Origin of the sequence: Stenotrophomonas maltophilia, from assembly GCF_004920835.1 — a bacterium.
In the GTDB taxonomy this organism is placed as follows: Bacteria; Pseudomonadota; Gammaproteobacteria; order Xanthomonadales; family Xanthomonadaceae; genus Stenotrophomonas; species Stenotrophomonas maltophilia_AQ.
This window is the reverse complement of sequence record NZ_QFHO01000005.1, coordinates 123,586-148,400: the sequence shown is the minus strand read 5'-3', so window position 1 is coordinate 148,400 and position 24,815 is coordinate 123,586. Positions and strand designations below refer to the sequence as shown.

Sequence of the window (24,815 nt, the reverse complement as noted above, 5' to 3'; positions counted from 1 at the left end):
AGTCTGGACACACCGGCGTAGAGCAGGCGTGGCGTTACGGTCATGCCGCCGTGAATCAAAGCGTTTCCAACGGCAACGGTTCAGTTTTGGCCTGCCATCCCCCGTCGTTTACCCTGCCCTTCCCCACTGCCGGAGCTCTGCCATGCGCCCCGACCTGCAACTGGCCCTGATCGGCTACGGCCTCGCCGGCCGCGTCTTCCATGCGCCCCTGATCCAGCACACGCCCGGCCTGGTGCTGCACAGCATCGTCAGTTCGCAACGCGACACGCTGCTGCGCGCGTTCAGCGACGTGCACGTGCGTGCCACGCCGCAGGACGTGTTCGGCGATCCTGCAGTGGATGCGGTAGTGATTGCCACACCGAACGAACAACACGCTCCGCTGGCCATCGCGGCGTTGGCCGCGGGCAAGCACGTGCTGGTCGACAAACCGTTCGCGCTGGACGTGGCCGAAGCGGAAACGGTATTGGCTGCGGCGCGCGACGCCGGGCGCATCGCTACGGTGTTCCAGAACCGGCGCTTCGACGCCGACTTCCTCACCCTGCAGGCACTGCTGGCGCAAGGCGTGCTGGGTGATGTTGCCGAATGCCACGCGCACTTCGACCGTTACCGGCCGCAGGTGCGCGACCGCTGGCGCGAGCAGGATGGCCCCGGCAGCGGCCTGTGGTACGACCTGGCACCGCACCTGCTGGACCAGATGCTGGAGCTGTTCGGCTGGCCACAGTCGATCGATGCCGATCTGGCCGTGCAGCGCGAAGGCGGCAGCGGCATCGATTACTTCCATGCGGTGCTGCACTACCCACGGCATCGCGCGATCGTGCATGCCGGTTCGCTGGTTGCGGCGCAGACACCACACTTCAGCGTGCATGGCAGCAAGGCCAGTTGGATCAAGCACGGCCTGGACGTGCAGGAAGCGCAGTTGCGGCGTGGGGTTGCGCCGGGGGCGCCAGGCTGGGGCATCGATCCACGGCATGGTGAGCGGGTGCACTGCGATGCGGAGGACAACGTGCAGCGCAGTACTGTCGACAACCTGCCCGGTGACTACCGGCGGTTGTATGCGCAGTTCGCGGCGGCGATGCATGGTGACGGCGAAGCGACGGTCAGCCCGATGCAGGCGCTGCAGCTGATGCGGTTGCTGGAGGCGGGGATGGTCAGTGCGCGCGAAGGGCGGCGGGTTCAGTTGGGGTGACCGGCAGGGCTGCGCCCTGCACCTGCCGAATCAACGGCAACGTCAACGTCAAAGCAATAGCTGGCTATCCATGGGATGGCGGGGGGGCCGCTCACGCCCCCGCAACCGGACCCACTCCGCCTTCGACAGTTGTCCGCGCCCGACGGTAGGTGTCGACCTTGGTCGACACATCCACGCCAGGCGTGGATGACGTGGGAACGATCGGAGACGGCTTTTGTAGAGTCGAGCCAGCTCGACTGGCTTCATGGGGTCAGAGCCCTTTCCTGCGGAAAGGGATCCGACCCCACCGCAGTGATTACGACTTCTTGATGGCGTGGCCGCCGAATTCGTTGCGCATCGCCGACAACAGGCGGTCGGTGAACGAATTCGATTCACGCGAGCGCAGGCGTTCCAGCAGCGACAAGGTGATCACCGGCGCCGGTACATCCAGTGCGATCGCTTCGGCAACCGTCCAGCGACCTTCGCCGGAGTCTTCCACGTACGGTGCAATGCCATCCAGCGACGGATTGCGCTTGAGCGCCTCGGTGCTAAGGTCCAGCAGCCACGAACGCACCACGCTGCCGTGGCGCCACACCTCGGCCACCTGGGCCAGGTCCAGCTCCATTTCCTGCTTGCGCTCCATCAGTGCGAAGCCTTCGGCGTAGGCCTGCATCATTCCGTACTCGATGCCGTTGTGGACCATCTTGGTGAAGTGGCCGGCGCCGGACGGGCCGACACGCGCCCAGCCGCGGTCTTCGGCCGGTGCCAGCGTGCGCAGCAGCGGTGCGACCTGCTCCACCACCGACGCTTCACCACCGACCATCAGGCTGTAGCCTTCCTGCAGGCCCCACACGCCACCGCTGGTGCCGCAGTCGACATAACCCAGATCGTCCTCGGCCAGCGCCTTGGCGCGGCGGATCGAGTCCTGGTAGTTGGAGTTGCCGCCATCGATGACGATGTCACCCTCGGCCAGGTGCGGGGTCAGCTGGCCCAGGGTCTGGTCGACGGTTTCGCCGGCCGGCACCATCAGCCACAGCACGCGCGGTACCGGCAGGGCGGCGACGGCCGCGGCCAGCGAATCAACCACTTCCAGGCCGGCCTCGGCAGCGCGCTGGCGGGCGCCCTCGCCCGGGTCGTAGCCGACCACGCGGTGGCCGCCGCGATGCAGGCGCTGGGCCATGTTGGCGCCCATGCGGCCGAGGCCGATCATTGCAATGTCCATTGTTTCACCTTCAGTTGGGGTCTAGGGTCAGGCTGCCTGGCCTGCCGGTAGCCGCGCAGTGGCGCAGCTGCGCCTCGCGCCAACGCCGGTAGAGCGTGGTATGCAGATTGTGCACCGCCAGATCGATCGAAAACGGCGTTCGCGGGTTGCGATCAAGCAGGCGGGCGATGTGGTAGCCGATGGGACGTATACCGCGCGGGTGCACATAGATCACGAACTGCTGGTAGAACGGATCGTCCAGCAGCTGGTCCATTCGCGCGAGCGTGTCGTGGTAGCGCGGTTCCAGCCGTGCACGAAGGTCCGGGTCGCGCTCGAACAGCAGCCGCTCGAAGTAGCGCCGGCCGACGCGCGGAATACGCTGCGCCAGCGTCCACAGTTCGGCATTGCGCTGGTCGTACCAGGCCAGGCCGCCATGCTCAGCCAGTGCCTGCGCGGCGCCCTCGCCCACCTCGACCACGACGAAGTTCTCGGCCTGGTTGCTCAGGTCATCCAGCGTGCCCTTGTCATACACATGCTCGATGAAACCGGGCACGCCAACGAAGGCCTGCCGCCCCATCGCCGACGTGCGCACCGCCTTGCCATCGGCGAAGAAATCGCCGGCATGCGCGCCAAGCAGGATGCTGTCGGTCTTGTGCAGGGCGAGGAAGGTGCCGATCGACAGTTCATCCGCTGCGAACTCAGTATCGAACGCAGCATCGCCATACAGCTCTCGTTGCGTGGCCAGCTGCGCGACCTGGCGGCCGACCCCGCATTCGGCACGCACGGCACCGCTGTAGAACGCCTGCAGCGCCTGACTGTTGCCCGCGCTGGGCACGAAGCCACGGCCGAAACTACGCGTGCGCTGCCAGCCCTGTGCCTGCGCGCCCTCCAGTCCGAAGCCGATCCAGCCCAGCTGCGGGCCGGAGAAGCGGAAGGCCGGGTTGTCCTGCAATGCCGAGGCCGTACGTTGCGTGGCTGCCCCCAACTGGAAGGCATAGGCGCAGACCGTGGCCGGATCGTCCAGCAGTTGCTGCAGCAGCGCCTGTCGAGCCTGGGTCGGCAATGCCGTCGGCCAGCGCACGCGCAGATCACCTGCCGCCTGCGCTTCAGCCAGCGACGCACGCGTGCACACCGGACCACCCTGCACCTGTGGCGCGGCCACCGTCGCCTCGTCGAATTGCCAGCCCAACCGCTGCAGCAGGCCCTGCGTGCAGTCGATGGGAGCTGCCGTGACCAGCGGCGGGGCCAGCAACAGGGCCACGCACATGAACCTGCCGCGCACGCTCAACCCTGGTCCAGGCTGGCCGGTGCGGGTTCCGGTGGTGCGGTCGGAGGCGGCGCGGGCGGGGCTGCGGCCGCTGGCAGATACTGCTGCAGGCGCTGGAAGAAGCGGCGATAGAACTCGGCATCGGTGACCGTGCTGCTGGCCACTTTCACCAGCGAGTCGTCATTGCTGCCGAACGGCAGCGACACCGAGCCCAGCGCACCGACACCGACACTGGCTGAGGTCGGGCTCTTCTTCAGCGCGTAGCGGTCCTGCACCGCGCTGACGAACACCAGCGCCTGGCTGCCACGCGGCGCGCAGGAGATGCGCAGCACCAGCTGTTCGTGGTCATCCTCGCGCGGCTGGAAGTTCTTGTTGCCTTCCACCTGTGTGTCGTCGGAACGGGCGATTGCGTAGCCCTGGCTGAGCAGCGTGCGCCGCGCAGCCTCGCAGGCGTCAGCCGCGCGGCCATCGACGGTGCGCGAGAAGGTATCGCCGGAATCAAAGGATTCGCGCAGCACGGTGCTGTCGGCGGCACGACCACCGCAGGCCGACAGGATCAGGGCGCTGGCGAGCGCCACGGCAGCACTGGAAAAACGGGAGGCCCGCATGGGTACTCCTGCGAGGACAGTACGGCCAAGGGTAGTCCCGCGCCCGTGTGCGGCAGGTCGAAAGTACGCCCACCAGACCCCGTCGTTGCGGCCTGTTCATGCACCGGTAGCGCCGGGCCATGCCCGGCGGAAGCGCGCGATCCACTTCGCTCGCCGGGCATGGCCGGGCGCCACTTGGAATGAGGTCCTCAAACGCAAAGGGGCCGGCAATGCCGGCCCCTCGGGTATCTAACGTCGTCGCCCCGGCTCAGTCAGCCCAGCGACCGGCACCAGTGGACTGCGGCAGCACCTGCGCCGACAGCGGGCGATCGTTGGCCAGCAGGTTCACCGCATCGGACAGGATCGACGCGGACTCGCGCAGCAGCGGGTCCGGACGCTTCTCGGCAGCCTTTTCGCGGGCGGCATCCTTGACGATGTCGCGCTCGTTGCCGGTCAGACCGTCATCGCTACTGTCATCGGCCAGCGGGTCCAGGGCCAGGCCCAGTTCCTTGCGCATCACCTGGCGCTCCTTGCGCTGGGTGTCCTGGCGCTCACGCTCTGCGCGACGGGTGGCCTCGTTGAGCGAGATGTACTTCTTCGCGGCCTCGGTGCGGAACTGCTGCACGTCCTCGTTCCACCACTGGAATTCCTTGTCGGCGGCAATGCGCGCGTCATGGCGGGTTTCCAGCTTCGGCAGCAGCGGCGCGAAGTTGCCGTACTGGGTGTGCGGCACGGCGGCGATGCGGGTCCACGGCAGCGCGTTGTCGTAGGTGCTCTCGCCGAATTCGGTTGCATCGACGCTGGCCGGGAACGCCAGGTCCGGCACCACACCCTTGTGCTGGGTGCTGCTGCCGCTGATGCGGAAGAACTGGGCGATGGTCAGCTTGACCTGGCCGAAGCGCTGGGTTTCGCCACTCGGCCAACGGTCGAGGTCGACGATGTTCTGCACGGTGCCCTTGCCGAAGCTGGTCTCACCGATCACCAGTCCACGACCGTAGTCCTGGATGGCGCCGGCGAAAATCTCGGAGGCAGAGGCCGAACCGCGGTTGATCAGCACCGCCAGCGGGCCGTCCCAGGCCACGCCCTGGTTGCGGTCGCTGTTGACGGTGATGCGACCACCGGATTCACGCACCTGCACCACCGGGCCCTGCTCGATGAACAGACCGGTCAGTTCAATGGCTTCATCCAGCGAACCACCGCCGTTGTTGCGCAGGTCCAGCACCACGCCGTCCAGCTTGTCGTTCTTGAAGCCGGCCAGCAGCTTGGCCACGTCGCGGGTCGCCGAAGCGTAGTCGGCGGCATTACGGCGACGGCCTTCGAAGTCCTGGTAGAAGGTCGGCAGCTTGATCACGCCGATCTTGCGTGCCGGCTCGCCGTTGGCAGCCGGAATGCTCATGGTCTCGCCCTTGGCGGCCTGTTCGGCCAGGCGCACCTTCTGCCGGGTCAGCACCAGGGTGTGGTGCTTGCCGTCGGCACCTTCGGCCGCCGGAATGAACTCCAGCTTGACCTCGGTGTCCTTGGCGCCGCGGATCTTGGCCACGACATCGTCGATGCGCCAGCCGATCACGTCCTCGACCAGGCCGGACTTGCCCTGGCCAACGCCGACAATGCGGTCACCCGGCTTCAGCGTGCCGTCCACCGCCGCCGGACCACCGGCGATGATCTCGCGGATCACCACCACGTCGTCCTGGCGCTGCAGCTGCGCGCCGATACCTTCCAGCGACAGCGACATCGCCTGGTTGAAGTTCTCGGCGGTGCGCGGGGTGAAGTAGTCGGTATGCGGATCGACCGCGCTGGTGTACGAATTCATGAAGAACTGGAAGACGTCTTCGCCCTTCAGTTCGTTGACCGATTTCTGCAGCGTCGCATAGCGCTTGTCCAGCGTCTTGCGGATGTCGTCCGGCTTCTTGCCGGCCAGCTTCAGTCGCAGCCAATCGTTCTTGACCGACTTGCGCCACAGCTCGTCCAGTTCGGCGCTGCTGGCCGCCCACGGCACCTTCTTGCGGTCGTATTCGAAGCGCTCGTCGGCGGTGAAGTCCGGCTCCTGCTTGAGCAGCCTGCGTGCATACGCCACGCGTTCGCCGACCCGCTGCTTGTACACGGCAAACACCTGGAACGCCGGCTCCAGCTCGCCACCACGGATGGCCGAGGAAATGTTCGCCTCGAACGGCGCGAAGCGCGCCACGTCGGCCTGGGTGAAGTACTGCTTGCCGCCGTCCAACGTTTCCAGGTAACGCTTGAACACGTCCTTGGAAGTTGCCTCGTCCAGCGCGCGCGGCCGATAGGCGTAGCGGCTGTCGGACAACAGGCCGTACACCAGCTTGGAGGTGGTCACCTGATCGGCAGTTGCCGCTGCGGGCAATGCAGGCGAGTCGGCCTTGGCCGCCAGCGCCAGCGGCGCGACCAGCGCCAGGGCCATCAGGAATGCGGGGGCTTTGAATTTCATTGACGTGCTCGAAGGCGCCTTGCCAAGGGGGAGACTGCGGGGTGTTCAGACACCACGACAGTGCCGAAAGTTGCCGGGTTTGTCACCCGGCCGCGCTCGGTGGAAAACCAGCCTAGCGGGGCCGGTGTAGCAAATTGTGAATGCAGGCGAAGGCACGGCCGAGCCCTTGCTCGGCAGGCCGCCAGCAAGCAGCCGAGCATGGGCTCGGCTCTATAGCAGGCAAAGGCGTGCGAACCAAGGTTCGCACCCACCGGGACGGTTCGCACCCACCGAAGGTGGCGGGCCGCGCCCGCCCGGGGCCTCAGGAGACCCCTGCGCCCTTGGCCTGGACGTCGGCGTGGTACGACGAGCGCACCATCGGGCCGGAGGCCACGTGGCTGAAGCCCAGCTCGTAGCCGTAGTCTTCCAGCGCCTTGTAGTCTTCCGGCGTCCAGTACTTCAGCACCGGATGGTGGTGCGCGGTCGGCTGCAGGTACTGGCCGATGGTGATCATGTCCACGTCATGCGCGCGCAGGTCGCGCATGGTGGCCTTGATCTGTTCGAACTCTTCGCCCAGGCCCAGCATGATGCCGCTCTTGGTCGGCACCTCCGGATGCTGCGCCTTGAAGTTCTTCAGCAGGTTCAGCGACCACTGGTAGTCCGCACCCGGACGCACGTTGCGGTACAGGTCCGGCACGGTTTCGATGTTGTGGTTGAACACATCGGGCGGGTTCTGCGCCAGGATCTCCAGCGCGCGCTCCATGCGGCCCTTGCCACGGAAGTCCGGGGTCAGCACTTCGATGCGGGTGCCCGGCGACTTCTCGCGGATGGCGGTGATGCAGTCGACGAAGTGCTGGGCACCGCCGTCGCGCAGGTCATCGCGGTCGACGCTGGTCACCACCACGTACTTCAAGCCCATGTCGGCCACGGTCTGGCCGAGGCTGGCCGGCTCGTTGGCATCCGGTGGCTTCGGGCGGCCATGGGCGACGTCGCAGAACGAGCAGCGGCGGGTGCAGACTTCGCCGAGGATCATGAACGTTGCCGTGCCGTGGCCGAAGCACTCGTGGATGTTCGGGCAGCTGGCTTCCTCGCACACCGTCACCAGGCGGTTCTCGCGCAGCTTGGCCTTCAGGTTCTGCACCGCATTGCCCGAGGGAATGCGCACGCGGATCCAGGACGGCTTGCGCAGCACCGGCGCGTCGGCGAACTGCACCGGCGAGCGGTTGATCTTGTCACCGCCCAGCTGCTTGACCCCGGCCTGCAACGGCGCGGCGGACGGAGAATCGCCCTGCACGATCTGCAGGGGAATGGAACGGGCGGTGGATTCAGTCATGGCAGTTCCGGGTGGCGGTCAGGCGGCCGCAGAAAAATCAGGCAGTTCGGGCGTGTGCTGCAGCAGCAGGCCGAACTGGCGGGCCAGGTGGTCCAGCAGCACCGGCTTGACGGCATCCATCCCGGAGGGGCCACCCAAGTCTACCACCGAGGTCACCTGCAACCCCTGATAGCCACAGGGGTTGATACGGTGGAAGGGTTCCAGGTCCATGGCCACGTTGAAGGCCAGGCCGTGGAAGGTGCAGCCACGGCGCACGCGGATGCCGAGCGCGGCGATCTTGGCGTTACCGACATAGACGCCGGGGGCGCCCTCGCGGCGCTCAGCGCCGATGTTCCATTCGGCGAGCGTGTCGATGATCGCCTGTTCGATGCGGCACACGTAGTCGCGCACGCCGATACCCAGCCGCGGCAGGCGCAGCAGCGGATAGACCACGATCTGGCCGGGGCCGTGGTAGGTCACCTGGCCACCACGATCCACGTGCAGCACCGGGATCTCACCCGGCGCCAGCACGTGCTCATCCTTGCCAGCCTGGCCGAGAGTGAACACCGGATCGTGCTCGACCACCCACAGCTCGTCGGCATCGGCGTCGCCACGCTGGTCGGTGAAGCGCTGCATGGCACGCCACACCGGCTCATAGGCCTGGCGACCGAGATCACGGACCAGCGCCGGACGCGGCGCGCGGTGCTCAGGGGCGGCTTCGGCCGGGCAGCTGTCGGCTACAGCGTCCACTTCACTTCCGGATGGTCACGCAGTGCCTGGTGCGCCAGATCGTACTGTTCGCGGCTCTCGGCCTTGAACACCATGCGCACAGACACGTACTTGCCGTTGGTCGAGTGCTTCCAGCTGATGCGTTCATTGACCACATCGATACCGGCAGCCAGCAGCAGGCGGGGAAGCTCATGTTCCAGGCCGCGGTTGGCCGGGCCCATCGCGCTGAGCTCGAACTGGCCGGGGAACTGGAAGCCGTGGTCGGGGTTGTCGGACTTGATTTCCATGCCCCCATTATCGGGCCGCAGGGCAACAAACCCAAGAGTATTCATCAACGTCAAACGCGGCATCTGCGGGCCGCTGCGTTGCAAGGGGGCCTACACATGGAAAAGGCCGGCCCGTGAAGGCCGGCCCCTGGCAGGACACATACCGCACGCGGCCGGTATGCAGGCCGCTTACTTGGCCGTTTCCATCAGGGTGGAGTTGACCCAGCCCTTGTTGCCCATTTCGTCTTCCACTTCCCACATCGTGCCTTCCTTGACACCGGTGGGGTACAGCAGCATGCCCGGCTCCAGCGAGCGTACCGGCGCGCCGGTGCCCTTGGCATTGGCCAGCAGGCGACCGGCCTTGAGCATGGTCACGGCCTGGCCGGCGTTGGCGGCCGACGCATTGGCCGGAAGGCCACCCAGCTCGGCCACCATGTTGGTGTAGGCCTGCAGGTAGGCCAGGGTGATCACCTGGCCGATTTCGGTATTGGCATAGCCGCCCACGCCCATGGCCCCGATGCCGCCGCCGCCGAACAGGCCGCCACCAGCGCCCCAGCCCAGGTCGGTCTTCTTGGAGTTGCCCTCGACAATGGCCACCTGCTCGGAGGAGCGCACGTCGGTCAGGGTCAGGGTCACGTCGGCGGTCTTGCTGCGGAAGTTCAGCCCGCCGACCACGGCGCCGGCCTTGCCGCCGATCAGGCCACCCAGCAGGCCACCGATGGCGTTGCCGCCGGAGTTGCTGTTCTGCGAGATCAGGTCGGGCACCAGCACGTAGTCGGCGGCACGGATCTGGCCCTTGCCGATGTTGGAGCGGCCGCGCAACTGGCCTTCGCTGGCCAGCGCGCGCTCAGCCTGGGCCGCCGCCATGCCGACCCCACGGTCCACCAGCGTGAAGCACTTGGACTTGTTGACGAACACCTTGATCAGCTTCGAAGGCGCCGGCAGCTGCTGGCCGGTCCACCAGTTCACAACGTCTTCCGGCTCGATCACCGAGATGGAGCCCAGCGGCTTGGTGCACACCGGAATCTCGGCCTGGCCCTTCTTGCTCTGCTCCTGGGCAGAGGTACGGCTGTTGGCAAAACTGTCACGCAGGCCAGCCGAAGCCGGGGCACTGATGGCCACCAGACCGACACCCAGCAGCGCGCAGGCCAGCGCATGGGCGAGCGAATTCGATTTGTTCATTTGAGTCATCCAGCACCTCGCCGACGGCGAAGCACAATCCATGGGTTGAGAAAGGGTCTGGGACCTGAATCCTTTGCGACGCCCCCCAGGCGTCGGCGCAGAGAATAGGGCAAGGTGCCCCCAACCACAACCGCAGCTGACTGGACGTGCGGTTTGGCCCCCGCCGGGGCGCGCGACCGGTCCCGAGCACGGGTCCACCGGCACCCGTCCCTGCCCGCAGTCCCCCACATTCCGTATCACATCGTGTCGGATGGACAATGTTGTTTTCGGAACAGACAAGTGAGCGCCGTGTGGTCGTTTCACGGACCGCCTGGGGGTACCGTGTCGCGGCTGAAAACGACAAATAGAATCCGCCCCCCATGAGCCCCCCTTCCAAACGCTGTTTCGCAGCCTTCGGGCTGTCTGGCCTGCTGGCCACCGCCCTCCCCCTTGCTGCCCAGGCAGCTGAACAATGTGGTCCGGACGCGATGCGCGACCATCCGCCGCAGATCAACTTCCGCGTCGACAACGACCTGTTTGGCGGCCGCCACCAGGACCAGGGCTATACCAACGGCGCGCAGCTGACCCTGGTCTCGCCGAATCTGGTCGACTACACCGATGACCCGTGCCTGCCGCGTATGGCGCGTTGGGTGAACCAGTACCTGGAAGGCCTGCACCCGGGAAAGTTCGAACAACAGAACATGATCTTCAGCATCGGCCAGGGCATCTTCACCCCGACCGACCCGACGCGCCGCGACCTGATCGAGGATGACCGCCCGTATGCCGGTGTGCTGCTGGCCAGTTTCGGCTTCAACGCGCGCAGCGGCGACCGCCTGCAGACCACCCAGCTGGCGCTGGGCGTGGTCGGCCCGTGGGCGCAGGGCAAGCAGGTGCAGGATGCGGTGCACAACATCCTCAACGACAAGAAGTTCGAAGGCTGGGACAACCAGCTGCACAACGAGCCGGTGTTCATGCTGACCCACGAGCGCATGCGGCGCTGGCCGGCCGATGCCAGCGTCAATGCCGGCGGCTGGGGCTGGGATGCGATCAGCCACTACGGCGGCGCGATCGGCAACCTGGAAACCAAGGCCAACGCCGGTGGCGAAGTGCGCTTCGGCTGGAAGCTGCCCGACGACTTCGGCAGCACGCCGTTGCGCCCGGCCGGCGAAAACACCGCGCCGACACGTGGTGGACGTGCCAGCGGCTGGTCGTGGCACATGTTCTTGACCACCGACGCGGCGTGGGTGATCCGCGACATTACGCTGGACGGCAACACGTTCCGCAGCAGCCACAGTGTGGACAAGCGCCACGTGGTCGCACAGGGCGGTTATGGCATTGCAGTGATGCGCGGCCGTTGGAAGTTCGCGGTGGCGCGCTACCACAGCACCCGCGAATTCGATGGCCAGCGCCAGTCGCCCGTGTTCGGCAGCTTCACCATCAGCCGGTCGCTGTAAGGTAGTTGCCGACCGTTGGTCGGCACACCGATTCCAACGAAAAAGGCCGGCATTCGCCGGCCTTTTCCGTTCACCACGCCAAGGCGTGGATCATTCCGATTCCCACCACATCCAGAAGCTGTCCCACAGGCGCTTGAAGAAGCCGGCCTGCTCAACGGCAGCGACCGCCACCAGCGGCGCTTCGGCCACCAGCTTGCCATCCAGCATCACCTTCACGGTGCCGATCTGCTGGCCGGCGGTGAACGGTGCTTCCAGGGTCTTGGGTACGTCGATGCTCGGCTTCAGGTCGTTGTAGCGACCGCGCGGCACGCTCACCAGCATCGGCTGGGCCACGCCCAGCTGCACCTTGTCGGTGGTGCCCTTCCAGACCTTGTGCTCGGCCACGGCCTTGCCCGGCTCATACAGGCGGTGGGTCTCGAAGAAGCGGAAGCCCCAGTTCAGCAGCGCCAGGCTGTCGTCGGCACGCTGCTTTTCCGAAGCGCCACCCAGCACCACGGCCACCAGGCGCTGGTCGCCGCGCTGGGCAGAGCTCATCAGGCAGTAACCGGCTTCCGAGGTGTGGCCGGTCTTGATGCCGTCCACGCTGCCATCGCGCCACAGCAGCAGGTTGCGGTTCGGCTGCTTGATGTTGCCGACCTGGAATTCCTTGATCTTGTTGTACGCGTAGGTTTCCGGGTAGTCGCGCACCATCGCGCGGCCCAGCAGGGCCAGGTCGTAGGCGCTGCTGTGATGGCCCGGGGCGGTCAGGCCGTGGGCGTTCACGAAGTGCGAGTTCTTCATGCCGATCTTGGCAGCGTAGCTGTTCATCAGCGAAGCGAAGGCTTCTTCGCTGCCGGCCACGTGCTCGGCCAGGGCGATCGCGGCGTCATTGCCGGACTGGATCGCCATGCCCTTTTCCATGTCTTCCAGGCGTGCAGTCTGGTTGACCGGGAAGCCGCTGTAGCTGCCATCGGTACCCGCGCCACCTTCGCGCCAGGCGCGCTCGCTCATCATCACCTGGTCGTCCGGACGGACCTTGCCGTTCTTGACCTCGGCGGCGATCACGTAGGACGTCATCACCTTGGTAATGCTGGCCGGGGCCAGCTGTTCGTTGATGTTTTCACCAGCCAGCACCTGGCCGGTTGCGTAATCCATCAGCACCCAGGCTTTGGACACGCTGGGCGCGGGTGCCGGCGGGGTGGCGACGGTGGCCGGGGCAGCGGCGGCAGGCGCCGGCGTGGCCGGGGTCGGCAGCGGCGTCTGGGCGGAGGCCAGGCCCACCACCAGGGTGGCGGCCAGGGCGGTGGCGGCGGAACGGAAATTCATTGGACAGCAGGCTCCAGGGGACGGCCGGGAATGGAGGGTGGAACGTAACGGCCATTGTAAGGCCGGGGGAGCATGGGCCGGCAGCACCGGCCCGGGCGGATCAATCCTTGACGATCTGCGGCGAACCCAGGCCCAGACCGGCGATGCGGCCGGCAAGTTCCGCGGCACTGGCATGGTCGCTGGCGGGAACGCGCAGGCGGAACAGGGTGCGGCCACCGGCAGCGATGTCGCTGATGGTCGCGCCGACGATACCGGCGGCGTTGAGCTGGCCCATCGCGCGGTTGGCGTTGTCGCGGCTTGAGAAACTGGCGACCTGCACCATCACCGCGCCCACTACCTGCTGCGACAGGCTGGGTGCCGCTGGCGTGGTGCGGACCGGCGCCGGCGCAACAGCGCGCGGCGTGGTGCTGGCAACGACCGCCTGTGCCGGCGCGGTGCCGCGTACCGGCGGCGCACTCGGCGGCAGGCTGCTGACCGCCACGTCCGGCACGGTGCTGGCCACGCCCTGGGTGGTGGCCGGCTGGCCGCGCGCCGGCATGCCCTCGGCAGGCAGGCCCTTGACCAGGCGATCGATGTCACTGTCGGCGGCGGCACGTGCGCCCGGTACCGGCCGCGCACTGGCCACCGCAGTTGCCGCAGCGGCGGCTTCCGCAGCCCGGCGTTCGCGACGAGACGGCTTCTGCGCCATCAGGTTGCTTTCGCCCGGCTGCAGCGCGCGCACTTCGACGTTGCCGGTGCCGCGCTGGGTAATGCCCAGGCGCACGGCGGCCGCATAGCTGAGATCGACCACGCGGCCGTCGTGGAACGGGCCACGGTCATTGACGCGCACGATCACCGATTCGCCGTTGTCCAGGTTTGTCACGCGGGCGAAGCTGGGCAGCGGCAGCGTCTTGTGCGCGGCGGTGAACTGGTACATGTCGTAGACCTCGCGGTTGGAGGTCAGGCGGCCATGGAACTTGGCACCGTAGTACGACGCGGTACCGCGCTCGACATAGTTGCGGGTGTCGTCGAGCACCTTGTAGGACTTACCCAGCACCACGTACGGGGTCTTGTTGCCGATCGCCGAGCGTTCTTCCGCGGTTACTTCCGGCTCGGGGATGCAGGCCACGTTGGGAATGTAGTCTGGCGTGCTGTCACGCACGCCCGGCTTGTACAGGCCACCGGCAGTGTAGTTGCCGCGGGTATTGAGGTCTTCCTTAGCGGCCGCATACGGCGAGCCCTCCGGGCAATGCGCCGGGCGTGAGCCGCGGCCCTGCACCAGCGTACCGCCGGACTTGCCGCCATGGCCGGCCGTGGCCGGCTTCTTCGGCGCGCTGCTGCAGGCAGCCAGCGCGAGGACGATCAAGCCTGGGACCAGCCATCTGATGTTCATGCCGGGGGCAGCTCCTGTCCGGCGATGGCCTGGGACAACTGGAACACGGCCATCGCGTACATCTTCGAGAGGTTGTAGCGGGTGATCGCGTAGTAGTTCTGGAAGCCCAGCCAGTACTGCTTGCCGGCGCTGCCTTCAAGGGTGATCGGGGTAGCGGTGGCGCCCGGCTGTACCGCTGCGTTCGGCTGGTAGCCGCGCTGCGCCAGATCGGCCAGCGACCAGGTGGGCATCCACTCGGTCGGGTTGAATTCCTCGCGGCCAGCAGCCAGCGTTGCTGGCACGGCGACCTGGCCACCACGTACCCAGCCGCCCTTCTTCACGAAGTAATTGGCGATGGACGAGAACACGTCGTCATAGCTGGTGAACAGGTCGCGGCGACCATCGCCGTTGCCGTCAACGGCGTAATCCAGATAGCTGGACGGCATGAACTGGCCCATGCCCATCGCACCGGCATAGCTGCCCTTGAGCGTAGTGATGTCCAGGTTTTCTTCGCGGCCCAGCTCGAACAGCTTGGCCAGCTCATCGCGGAAGAACAGTTCGCGGCGCACTTCGCGCTCCAGCTTGGCCGGGTCGCCACTGCGCGGGTAATAGAACGCCAGCGTGTACAGCGCATCGAGCACGCGATGGCTGCCGGCGTTCTTGCCGTAACTGGTTTCCACGCCGATGATCGCCACGATCACTTCAGCCGGCACCCCGGTGCGCTGCTGCACGCGATCCAGTTCGGCACGGTGCTGGGCCAGGAACGCGCGACCGCCATCGATGCGTGCCTTGCTGATGAACATCGGCCGGTATTCGTTCCACGGCTTGACCCGTTCGGCCGGGCGCGACATGGCGGCGATGATCGGCTGGCGCACCTGCGCCTGGTCGAGCACGCTGCTGATCTGCTCCGGCTTCAGGCCGTAGCGCTTGGCGGTATCGGCAATGAACCGTGCCCGCGCAGTCTCGAACGGGACCGGGGTGAGGTCGACCGGCGGCGCGGTGGCAGCGGTGGCTTCAGGCGCGGCCTCGGCCGGGCCATGGGCCTTGGCGGCAGGTTGGCGCGGCGTACTGCTGGCCTGGGGCGAAGACGGTGGGGACTTCGGCTGGGTCGCGCAGGCGACCAGGCCGAGGGTGAGCATGCAGGCCAGAGTGCGTCGAATCATCGTCGCAGGTTAGCAGGTCATGGATGAATTAAAACCCCTAACACCATGAATCACAACGATTTGCCTGCGAGCAGCGGGAAATGTGAAGACCTCGTGATCCCGCTTCCCCATTCAGATAGAGGTTGCCGGTTGCGTCCCCATCCCCGCAGACGCAACCGGCGACCGGATCCGGTCGGTACCTGCGCGGCTGCCGCTCCCCAGTGGCAGTACCCCGCGCTCCCTGTACCCGTTGGACCAGTACTGCTTCCCGCCCGACGCCCCCTCGCGCTGCAACGATTGACGGCGCGCCGTGCCGAACGGGCCGCCATTGTGCAGGCCGATTACGACAAGTCCATTGATCAGGATCAACGCGCTGTAAAAGTGTGAACCAGATAACGTTTTTTACGGACTTTGGTCGGCGGGCGTGCTGCCGTGCATCGTCGTGAGAACGCTTCCACAACGGGCGTTGCGCAGAGTCAGGAAGTTTCCATCCAACGGCGCAGCCCCTCGTGGGTGGTGTTTGGGTCGTGGAAAGCAGAAGCCGTGGGTGGGCCGGTCGGGCTGGGTGCGCGGGGGACGCCGTGAATCCGTCCCTGGAGGCTTGGCAGCCGCATCCATGCGGCTGACACCCCCGCGTACCCAACCCGACCGCCCTCTGACAGATTTCGGAGGCCTGCCACCCACGGAGAAGAAAAAGAAGATCAAAAGCGGGTCGCGCGCTGCGCTTGCTCGTGAGCCGAGCATGGCTGGGCTCTACGCGAGGCAATGAAGCGATCCGCCAGGCCGCTTTTTGCTTTTGATCTTCTTTTTCTTCTCCGTGGGTGAACGCGCCCGCCCCACACATGACCCGCGTTACGCGACCACCCACGAGGGGCTGCGCCGTTGGCTGGAAACCCTATCCCCCGTGCACCGGCCGGTGCCCACGTACCGCCATCACCAATCCGATACCGGCCAGCAGCGAGACCGCCGATGTCCCGCCGTAGCTGATCAACGGCATCGGAATGCCCACCACCGGCAGCAGGCCGGAAATCATTCCACCGTTCACCAGTACATAGACGAAGAACGCCAGCCCCAGGCTGCCGGCCAGCAACCGTGCATGGGTGTCGCGTGCCTGCACCGCGATCCACAGGCAGCGCCCGACCACAAATAGGTAGAGCGCGAACACTGTCGCCACGCCGATCCAACCGAACTCCTCGGCGAGCACTGAAAATGCGAAGTCGGTCGTGTACTCGGGCAGGAAATCCAGTGTCGCCTGCGTACCCTGCCCCCAGCCACGGCCCTGCCAGCCTCCGGAGCCGATGGCGATGCGAGACTGCAGGATGTTCCAGCCGGTGCCGAGCGGGTCCGCCGCTGGGTCAAGGAAGGTCAGCACGCGATCCTTCTGGTACTGCCGCAGCAGTCCGAACCACGCCAGTGGCGCGGCCACCGCCAGCCCCGCCGCACCCGTCGCCACCCAGCCCCAGTGCAGGCCGGCCAGCAACAACGCAAACACGCCGCTGGCGGTCACCAGCGTGGCGGTGCCGAGGTTGGGCTGCATCAGGATCAGAACCGCTGGCACGCCAATCAGCACCACTGCGGTGAGTACCGTGCGTGGCGACGGCGGCAACGGCTGCCGATGCAGGTACCAGGCCATCATCAACGGCAGGCTGAGCTTGAGCAGTTCGGACGGCTGCAGATAGAACACGCCCAGGTTGAGCCAGCGCTGCCCGTACTTGCCGGTGCCGATCACATACACCGCCATCAGCGGCAGCATCGACAGTGCATACAACGCAGGCGTCCATGCGCGCAGACGCAGCAGCGAGACACGCGACAGCAGCCACATTGCCAACAGACCACCGGCGAAGCGCGCCGCCTGCCCGGCCACCGGACCGGACACGCTGTGCAGCACCGCCAGGCCGGCGGCCATCAGGATCAACAGCGCGACCAGCAACGGCAGATCGATCGTGCGCACCGCCTCACGGCAGCCGCCAAGCATACGTTTCCATTCCACGCGGCCACGGTAGCAACGGGCGCTTGCGTGAAGCTGTCATGGTGCTTCTGCGTTTGTAGCGTCGAGCCATGCTCGACTGCTTCCGAGCTGTGGGGTCAGATCCCTTTTTCTTGTGGAAAAAGGGATCTGACCCCACAGCCGGACTCAACCGTAGCCGCCGTGCACCGGGTTGTGACTGCGCACGGCCATCACCAGCCCGAAGCCGGCCAGCAGCGAAACCGCCGAGGTGCCGCCGTAGCTGATCAGCGGCATTGGCACGCCCACCACCGGCAGCAGGCCGGAAATCATCCCGCCGTTGACCAGCACGTAGACGAAGAACGCCAGCCCGGTGGCACCGGCCAGCAGGCGCGAATAGGAGTCGCGTGACTGGCTGGCAATCCACAGGCAGCGACCGATCACCACCAGGTACAGCGCCAGCACGGTGGCCACGCCGATCCAGCCGAATTCCTCGCTCAGTACCGAGAACGCGAAGTCGGTGGTCTGCTCGGGAATGAAGTTGAGGTGCGACTGCGAGCCTTCGCCCCAGCCCTTGCCATCGAAGCCGCCGGAGCCGATCGCGATCTTCGACTGGATGATGTTCCAGCCTGCGCCCAGTGCATCCATCTCCGGATCCAGGAACATCATGATGCGGTCCTTCTGGTAGGGCCGCAGCAGCCAGAACCAGGCCACCGGTGCGACCGCTGCCACGCCACCCACGCCCAGGCCAACCCACCACCACGGCAAGCCGGCCAGCAGCAGCACGAACACGCCACTGGCAGCGATCAGCACGCCGGTGCCGAAGTCGGGCTGCAGCATCACCAGGCCGGTCGGCACACCAATGATGACCAGGGCAACCAGCACCGTGTTGAAGCGCGGCGGCAGCGGCATCTTGTGCAGGTACCAGGCCACCATCATCGGCAGGCTGACCTTCAGCAGTTCGGCCGGCTGCAGGTAGAAGAATTTCAGGTCCAGCCACTGCCGACCGTACTTGCCGGTACCAAGCACGAACACTGCCAGCAGCGGAATCATCGAGATCGCATAGATCATCGGCGTGGCCGAGCGGATGCGCAGGATCGGCACCCGCGAGATGCCCCACAGCGCGGCCATGCCCACCGCGAAACGCGCGCCCTGGGCCATCACCAGGCTGTCGCCGCCTGCGCTCTTGAGTGTCGCCAGACCGATCACCATCAACGCGCCCAGCGCCAGGCACAGCACCCAGTCCAGCGTGCTGAAGAAGCGGCGCAGCATGTCGCCGGCCCAGCGCAGGAATACTTTCATCGCGCGGGCTCCGCGGCGGTCGGGCGTGGTGTGACCGGCAGTGCGGCGGCAGCCGGCGTACCCGGCTGTGGTGCAGGTACCGGTTCCGGCGCAGGCACGCCGACCAGCACCGGGTGCTCACCCATCTGTCCGGCGGCGAGGTCGCCCGCCTGACGCGCCCCCACGTCTTCGTTGTCGAACGCGGTGGCGCCGATGGCGGTGGTACCGCGCTCGCTGTCCAGCGGCTGCATGCCTTCAGGCATCTTGCCCAGCAGGTAGGCATCAAACACCTTGCGGGCGATCGGTGCGGCGGCCGCACCGCCGTAACCACCGCCTTCCACCGCGATCGCCAGCGCAATCACCGGCTGATCGACCGGCGCAAAGCCAACGAACAGCGCGCGGTGGCGCAGGTGCATCGGCAGACTCTTCGGGTTCACTGCGGCGGTGCCCTTGCGGCTGACGACCTGCGCGGTACCGGTCTTGCCTGCCATCGTATAGGGGGCGCCGGCCGCCATCCGCGCAGCGCTGCCGCCTGGCAGCATGGTGGCCATCATGCCTTCGCGCACCGCCTGCAGGTTGTTCGGGTTCGGGCTGACCGGCTTGCTCTCGCCCGGGTCGGTGGCCATCCAGTCATGGTCGAAACCTGCACGTTGCTGGATCACCAGGTGCGGCGTGCGCAGCTGCCCGTTGGCCAGCCCACTGACACCCCGCGCCAGCTGCAGCGGAGTAACCTTCCAGTCGCCCTGGCCGATGCTGATGTTGACCGTGTCGCCGGGGTACCAGGCTTCCTTGCGGCTCTTCCGCTTGTAGGCCGGCGACGGCAGGATGCCGCCGATCTCGCCGGTCAGGTCGATGCCGGTCGGCTGGCCGAAGCCGTAGTACTCCATGTAATGGTCGAAGCGCTCGATGCCCAGGTCCAGCGCGAGCTTGTAGTAGTAGGTGTTGACCGACTGCGCGATGGATTTGCGCAGGTCGGTCCAGCCATGGCCGCCGCGATGCGAGTCACCCCAGCCACGCGAGGTGCCGGGCAGGTAGAACATGCCGGTGGAAAGCACTTTGTCTTCCGGCCGGCGCACGCCCGAATCGAGGCCGGCCAGCCCGATCAGCGGCTTCAGCGTGGAACCGGGCGCGACGCCACCGAGCACCAGGCGGTTGAACTGCGGCCGCGACGGGTTGTCGTTCAGCGCCTTGAAGTCGGCATGGGAAATACCGTTGACGAACAGGTTGGGGTCGTAGGACGGCAGGCTGACCATTGCCAGCACCTCTCCGGTGCGCGGGTCCATCGCCACGGCCGAGCCTTCCTGTTCGCCGAAGGCGGCCACCATTGCGCGCTGCAGGTCGGCATCGATCGACAACCGCAGGTCGGCGCCGGACTGCGCGGCGACGCGGCCGATCGTACGGATCGCACGGCCCTGTACGTTGGTCTCGACCTGTTCGTAGCCGACCTTGCCGCGCAGCTGCTGCTCGTAATAGCGCTCCAGCCCGGACTTGCCGATGTGGGTCAGGGCTGCATTGCCCTCGCCGAGGATCTCCAGATCCTTTTCATCGACGCGGCCAACGTAGCCGATGATGTGCGCGAACAGGTCACCGTACGGGTAGCGCCGGGTCAGATAGGGTTCCAGCTCGACGCCGGGGAAACGCCAGCGATCGACCGCGAAGCGCGCCATCTCCTCGTCGCTCATGCGCAGCTTCAGCGTGACCGGCAGGAACTTGCGGCGCGCCTTGCGCGACTTGTCGAACGCTTCCAGCTCTTCTGGGCTGATGCTGATGATCTTCGCCAGCCCTTCCAGGGTGGCATCCATGTCCTTGACCTTGTCCGGGGTCACGTCCAGGCGGAAGGCTGGCACGTTCTCCGCCAGCAGGCGGCCGTTGCGGTCGTAGATCATCCCGCGCCCGGGCACCACCGGCCGCGGCTTGATGCGGTTGGCTTCCGAGCGGGTGGCGTAGACGTCGTGGTCCAGCACCTGCAGCTTGAAATACCAGCCGCCCAGGCCCAGCAGGCAGACCAGCACGCCGAGGAAACCCAGCGCCGCGCGACGGCGGAACTGCTCGGCTTCGGCGTGCGGATTCTTGACCTGGCGGCGCGGGATCATGGCTCAGCGCCCGCGCTTGCCGAAGCGCACCGCGTCCAGCAGCACGAACACCAGCGGCCACAGGCCCATGCCCAGCAACGGCGCCCACCAGTACGACCACGGCAGGGTCGGCTCACCCACCAGGATGTGGACCAGCGCACTGACGATGCGGTCGTTGAACAGCAGGCCGCCGATGGCCAGCATCTGCTGCGACATCGGGAAGAAGCGGATGCGGGCACGGAAGCGCTGCAGGATGAAGGCCAGCATCACCAGCCGCAGCGCCTGTTCTCCCAGCACGCCGCCGTACAGCAGATCGGCGATGACGCCACTGGCGAAGGCAATGCCCAGGCCGACACGCTCGGGCGCTTCGATCACCCAGTAGGCCAGCACCAGCGCCAGCCAGTAAGGGCGCAGCGGCTGCAGCAGTGTCGGCAACGGCAACAGGCCGAGCAGCAGGGCCACTACCAGGCTGGCCGGAAGCACCCAGGGGTTGTCGCGCAGGCGGCTCATCGCTGGGCCTCCGGCTGCGGCTGGGTGGGTTGCGGTTGCCGGCCAGCGGCCGGCACTACCGGAGCAGCAGGATCAAGCGACGACGCCGGGGCCACCGTCGGCGTCGCAGACGGAGCCGGCGACCGGCCCACAGCCGGTGCGGGCGTTGCAGGTGCGGGTGTCGGGGTGGCTGTGGCCGGTGCGGTTGCCGCCGGCACAGTTCCGCCCGCGGCCGGGCCACCCGGGGCGGTCTCTTCCAGCTGCAGGCGCAGTTCCGGCGGAATGCGGATCGCCGCACCCGGGCGCAGCAGCAGCACGTCGCGGCCACGGTCGAGCTGGGCCGCCGGCTTCAGTTCGCCGACCAGGAAGGCATGGGTGTCGTCCGGGCGCAGGCCGGTGATGGTGCCGACCGGGAAGCCCGCCGGGAATCGACCGCCGAGGCCGGAGGTGACTATCTCGTCGCCCACTTCCACGCCGGCGCTGAGCGGGATGTCGCGCAGTTCCAGTTTGTCACCGCGGCCATAGACGATCAGGCGCACGCCGTTGCGGGCCACGGTGACCGGCACCGCGTGGTCAGGGTCGGTCAGCAGCAGCACCGTGGAGGTGCTCCCGGTGACGCTGATCACCTGGCCCATCAGACCGCCGACATCGATCACTGCCTGGCCGACGTGCACGCCCTCGCGGCTGCCGGCATCCAGCACCAGGCGCTGCTTCACCGGGTCCAGGTCGATGTCCAGGATCGGCGCCAGCTGCACGTCCAGGCCACTGCGCTCGGCCACGTTCAGCAGCTCGCGCAGCTGTGCGTTGTCCAGCGCGGCGGTCTGCAGCCGGGTCAGGCGAGCGTTGGCCAGCAGCAGCTGGTTGCGCAGTTCGCGGTTCTCGGTCACCAGCTGGCTGTGGCTGGCCGCAGAATCCTTGACCTGGTTGCCGAGCTTGCCTGGCAGGCCGGCCAGTGCCCACACCGGCTGCACCAGGCTGTTGGCCTGCCCGCGCAGGCGCGCCAGCCAGCCGGCCTGGTCGTCAAGCACGATCAGGGTGATGGCCAGTGCGAGGTAAGCCAGCAGCCGCAGCGGGCTGGCGGCATCACCGGATCGGGAAGCGACGGGAGGTCCGGCGTAGGGCGGCACGGCAACGATTCAACTGGCAGAAGGCGGAGGGGAAACACGCGGACGCCCCGCCGGTGCCGACCCGCCATGATGGCGGGCCGCACCCCGGAGGGGCGCTGCGGGCGCAGGCAGCCGGGTCGGCTTACTCCGGCGCAAAGAACTCGTTGCCGTGCATGTCGACCAGCTCCAGTGCACGGCCACCACCGCGGGCCACGCAGGTCAGCGGGTCATCGGCCACCTGCACGTGCAGGCCGGTTTCCTCGGAGATCAGGCGGTCCAGGTCACGCAGCAGGGCACCACCACCGGTCAGCACGATGCCGCGCTCGGCGACGTCGGCGCACAGTTCCGGCGGGGTCTGCTCCAGCGCCAGCTTGACCGCGCTGACGATGCCCGACAGGGGCTCGTGCAGAGCCTCGAGCACTTCATTGGAGCTGATCTTGATCATCTTCGGCACGCCCTCGGCGAGGTTGCGGCCGGAAATTTCCATCTCGATCACTTCCGCCTGCGGATAGGCGCAGCCCAGTTCGACCTTGATGCGTTCGGCGGTGGCTTCACCGATCAGCATGCCGTGGTTGCGGCGCACGTAGTTGGTGATCGACTCGTCGAAGCGGTCGCCGCCGATACGGACCGAGGCCGAATAGACGATGCCGTTGAGCGAGATCACCGCCACTTCGGTGGTACCGCCGCCGATGTCGATGACCATCGAGCCACGGGCCTCGGTGACCGGCATGCCGGCGCCGATCGCGGCGGCCATCGGCTCTTCGATCAGGAACACGTCACGGGCGCCGGCTTCCTCGGCCGATTCCTTGATCGCACGGCGCTCGACCTGGGTCGAGCCGGCCGGCACGCAGACCAGCACGCGCGGGCTCGGGCGCAGCACGCGCGACTTGTGCACCTTCTTGATGAAGTGCTTGAGCATCGCCTCGGTGTAGGTGAAATCGGCGATAACGCCGTCCTTCATCGGGCGGATGGTGGTGATGTGGCCCGGGGTACGGCCCAGCATCTGCTTGGCCTCGGCGCCGACGGCTGCCACCGAGCGGGTACCACCGATGGCGCGATCCTGACGCACTGCGACCACCGACGGCTCGTTCAGCACGATCCCCTGCCCGCGCACGTAGATGAGGGTGTTGGCCGTGCCCAGGTCGATGGACAGGTCGTTGGAGAACATGCCACGGAGTTTCTTGAACATCTGAGGAAGGAGTCCTGAGGGGTGTCGTGCCCGCCGCGGGATGGCGAAAAAATGGGCAGAAATCGAGGCCGACAAGCCTAGCAACCCGCCTGCCGCCGAGCAAGGAAAAAACTAGCTGAACCCGCGCCTTGACAGGCTTTCGGCCCGATCGGGCATCACCCGGTTCTGGCCCTGAGCGGCACCAGCGGGTAACCTTTGCGCCGTCGGGCGCCCAAGGGCGCCGTTTGCTTGCCTGCTGAACCGGGCCGGCCCACCCCAAAATTCACCGCATAGGCTTACATCGATGTCCGCTCTGATCTGTGGTTCTCTTGCCTTCGACACCATCATGGTGTTCCCGGACCAGTTCAAGAATCACATCCTGCCGGACAAGGTGCACATCCTGAACGTGTCGTTCCTGGTGCCGCGCATGCGCCGCGAGTTCGGTGGCTGCGCCGGCAACATCGCCTACAACCTGCACCTGCTGGGCGGCCAGCCGATCCCGATGGGCACCGTCGGTTCGGACTTCGGCCCGTACCGCGAGTATTTCGAAGGCCTGGGCATCGACCTGACCCGCGTGCGCGTGATCGATGAGCTGTTCACCCCGCAGGCGTTCATCACCACCGACCACGACAACAACCAGATCACCGCCTTCCACCCGGGCGCGATGATGCGTTCCTACGAGAACCACGTGCGTGGCGTGCCGGGCGTGACCCTGGGCCTGGTCGGCCCGGACGGTCGCGAAGGCATGATCCAGAACGCGCAGGAATTCCACGAAGACGGCATCCCGTTCATCTTCGACCCGGGCCAGGCCATGCCGCTGTTCAACGGCCCGGAGCTGCGCGAGTTCATCGAGCAGGCCGACTACGTGGTGGTCAACGACTACGAGTCGAACCTGCTGCAGGAACGCACCGGCTGGGACGAGAAGGAGATCGTCAGCCGGGTCAAGGCCTACATCACCACCCGTGGCCCGAAGGGCGCGGTCATCCACACCCCGGAAAAGAGCTACGACATCCCGCCGGCGCACGAACGCCGCGTGGTCGACCCGACCGGTTGTGGCGACGCCTTCCGCGCCGGCCTGATCTACGGCATCCAGAAGGGCTACGACTGGCTGACCATCGGCCGCATGGGCAACCTGATGGGCGCGCTGAAGGTGGAGCACCCGGGCACCCAGAACCAGCGCTTCACCTTCGAAGAGTTCAACGAACAGTTCAAGCAGCAGTTCGGTTACGCGTTGAACGCGTAAGCGAATTGCCCGCGCATTCCGCCTTATCCCCGCGCCGTTGGCGCGCCCCCTTGAACAACAAGGGGGCTTTCCACCCGACGCGCTATCGGGAATGCGTCTGGTAGGTGTCGACCTTGGTCGACACTGCCGGCCAGCGGCCGGCTCAG

Annotated in this window: 20 protein-coding genes; 3 read left to right on the top strand and 17 right to left on the bottom strand. The window is 66.8% G+C overall.

Going from position 1 to position 24,815, the window contains the following annotated elements; all coding sequences use genetic code 11:
• Positions 1 to 142 precede the first annotated feature (142 nt).
• Complete coding sequence (locus DI041_RS06090; RefSeq protein ID WP_136638954.1) at positions 143 to 1,186, top strand: oxidoreductase; 1,044 nt, start codon at positions 143 to 145, stop codon at positions 1,184 to 1,186.
• A gap of 295 nt (positions 1,187 to 1,481) precedes the next feature.
• Here DI041_RS06090 and gnd read toward each other — a convergent pair whose 3' ends face one another.
• The 8 genes from gnd to DI041_RS06050 form a co-directional block, all read right to left on the bottom strand.
• A complete protein-coding gene (gene gnd, locus DI041_RS06085; RefSeq protein WP_046986309.1) occupies positions 1,482 to 2,387 on the bottom strand; it encodes a phosphogluconate dehydrogenase (NAD(+)-dependent, decarboxylating) in 906 nt (301 codons plus the stop codon).
• A 10-nt stretch (positions 2,388 to 2,397) separates the two neighbouring features.
• Entirely contained in the window at positions 2,398 to 3,633 is a 1,236-nt protein-coding gene (locus DI041_RS06080; protein WP_136638983.1) for a hypothetical protein, read from the bottom strand.
• Positions 3,634 to 3,650: 17 nt separating this feature from the next.
• Positions 3,651 to 4,241 (bottom strand): DUF2242 domain-containing protein, encoded by a 591-nt coding sequence (locus tag DI041_RS06075; protein WP_136638953.1) that lies wholly within the window; start codon positions 4,239 to 4,241, stop codon positions 3,651 to 3,653.
• A gap of 247 nt (positions 4,242 to 4,488) precedes the next feature.
• A complete protein-coding gene (locus DI041_RS06070) occupies positions 4,489 to 6,666 on the bottom strand; it encodes a carboxy terminal-processing peptidase (protein ID WP_046986307.1) in 2,178 nt (725 codons plus the stop codon).
• Positions 6,667 to 6,967: 301 nt separating this feature from the next.
• The gene (gene lipA, locus DI041_RS06065) at positions 6,968 to 7,978 is read right to left on the bottom strand and encodes a lipoyl synthase (RefSeq protein ID WP_136638952.1); all 1,011 of its coding nucleotides are present in this window, start codon (positions 7,976 to 7,978) and stop codon (positions 6,968 to 6,970) included.
• An 18-nt stretch (positions 7,979 to 7,996) separates the two neighbouring features.
• On the bottom strand, positions 7,997 to 8,707 hold the full coding sequence (gene lipB / locus DI041_RS06060; protein WP_046986305.1) for a lipoyl(octanoyl) transferase LipB: 711 nt from the start codon (positions 8,705 to 8,707) through the stop codon (positions 7,997 to 7,999).
• The gene (locus DI041_RS06055; RefSeq protein ID WP_012512125.1) at positions 8,695 to 8,973 is read right to left on the bottom strand and encodes a YbeD family protein; all 279 of its coding nucleotides are present in this window, start codon (positions 8,971 to 8,973) and stop codon (positions 8,695 to 8,697) included. The genes lipB and DI041_RS06055 overlap by 13 nt, the downstream gene beginning before the upstream one ends.
• 168 nt (positions 8,974 to 9,141) lie before the next feature.
• A complete protein-coding gene (locus DI041_RS06050) occupies positions 9,142 to 10,134 on the bottom strand; it encodes a CsgG/HfaB family protein (RefSeq protein WP_136638951.1) in 993 nt (330 codons plus the stop codon).
• Positions 10,135 to 10,493: 359 nt separating this feature from the next.
• Here DI041_RS06050 and DI041_RS06045 point away from each other — a divergent pair, with 359 nt between their 5' ends.
• Positions 10,494 to 11,567 (top strand): lipid A deacylase LpxR family protein, encoded by a 1,074-nt coding sequence (locus tag DI041_RS06045; RefSeq protein ID WP_136638950.1) that lies wholly within the window; start codon positions 10,494 to 10,496, stop codon positions 11,565 to 11,567.
• Positions 11,568 to 11,657: 90 nt separating this feature from the next.
• On the opposite strand, the gene DI041_RS06040 is transcribed toward DI041_RS06045, so the two are convergent.
• The 9 genes from DI041_RS06040 to DI041_RS06000 form a co-directional block, all read right to left on the bottom strand.
• Positions 11,658 to 12,872, bottom strand: a complete 1,215-nt coding sequence (locus tag DI041_RS06040; protein WP_136638949.1) for a D-alanyl-D-alanine carboxypeptidase family protein — start codon at positions 12,870 to 12,872, stop codon at positions 11,658 to 11,660.
• A 100-nt stretch (positions 12,873 to 12,972) separates the two neighbouring features.
• On the bottom strand, positions 12,973 to 14,244 hold the full coding sequence (locus DI041_RS06035; RefSeq protein WP_136638948.1) for a septal ring lytic transglycosylase RlpA family protein: 1,272 nt from the start codon (positions 14,242 to 14,244) through the stop codon (positions 12,973 to 12,975).
• Entirely contained in the window at positions 14,241 to 15,386 is a 1,146-nt protein-coding gene (gene mltB, locus DI041_RS06030; RefSeq protein WP_046985795.1) for a lytic murein transglycosylase B, read from the bottom strand. Before mltB ends, DI041_RS06035 begins: the two co-directional genes overlap by 4 nt.
• A gap of 874 nt (positions 15,387 to 16,260) precedes the next feature.
• The gene (rodA, locus tag DI041_RS06025) at positions 16,261 to 17,340 is read right to left on the bottom strand and encodes a rod shape-determining protein RodA (protein WP_136639057.1); all 1,080 of its coding nucleotides are present in this window, start codon (positions 17,338 to 17,340) and stop codon (positions 16,261 to 16,263) included.
• 159 nt (positions 17,341 to 17,499) lie between these two features.
• The gene (rodA, locus tag DI041_RS06020) at positions 17,500 to 18,612 is read right to left on the bottom strand and encodes a rod shape-determining protein RodA (RefSeq protein WP_046985025.1); all 1,113 of its coding nucleotides are present in this window, start codon (positions 18,610 to 18,612) and stop codon (positions 17,500 to 17,502) included.
• Positions 18,609 to 20,684 (bottom strand): penicillin-binding protein 2, encoded by a 2,076-nt coding sequence (mrdA, locus tag DI041_RS06015; RefSeq protein WP_136639025.1) that lies wholly within the window; start codon positions 20,682 to 20,684, stop codon positions 18,609 to 18,611. Before mrdA ends, rodA (DI041_RS06020) begins: the two co-directional genes overlap by 4 nt.
• A 3-nt stretch (positions 20,685 to 20,687) precedes the next feature.
• Positions 20,688 to 21,173, bottom strand: a complete 486-nt coding sequence (gene mreD / locus DI041_RS06010; protein WP_046985023.1) for a rod shape-determining protein MreD — start codon at positions 21,171 to 21,173, stop codon at positions 20,688 to 20,690.
• Complete coding sequence (gene mreC / locus DI041_RS06005) at positions 21,170 to 22,279, bottom strand: rod shape-determining protein MreC (protein WP_136639026.1); 1,110 nt, start codon at positions 22,277 to 22,279, stop codon at positions 21,170 to 21,172. The genes mreD and mreC overlap by 4 nt, the downstream gene beginning before the upstream one ends.
• 121 nt (positions 22,280 to 22,400) lie before the next feature.
• Positions 22,401 to 23,447 carry a rod shape-determining protein gene (locus tag DI041_RS06000; RefSeq protein WP_005419402.1) on the bottom strand — a complete coding sequence of 349 codons (1,047 nt, stop codon included), beginning with the start codon at positions 23,445 to 23,447 and terminating at the stop codon, positions 22,401 to 22,403.
• Between the two features lie 283 nt (positions 23,448 to 23,730).
• On the opposite strand from DI041_RS06000, the gene DI041_RS05995 reads away from it, so the two are divergent.
• The gene (locus DI041_RS05995; RefSeq protein WP_046985021.1) at positions 23,731 to 24,669 is read left to right on the top strand and encodes a carbohydrate kinase family protein; all 939 of its coding nucleotides are present in this window, start codon (positions 23,731 to 23,733) and stop codon (positions 24,667 to 24,669) included.
• Positions 24,670 to 24,815 lie beyond the last annotated feature (146 nt).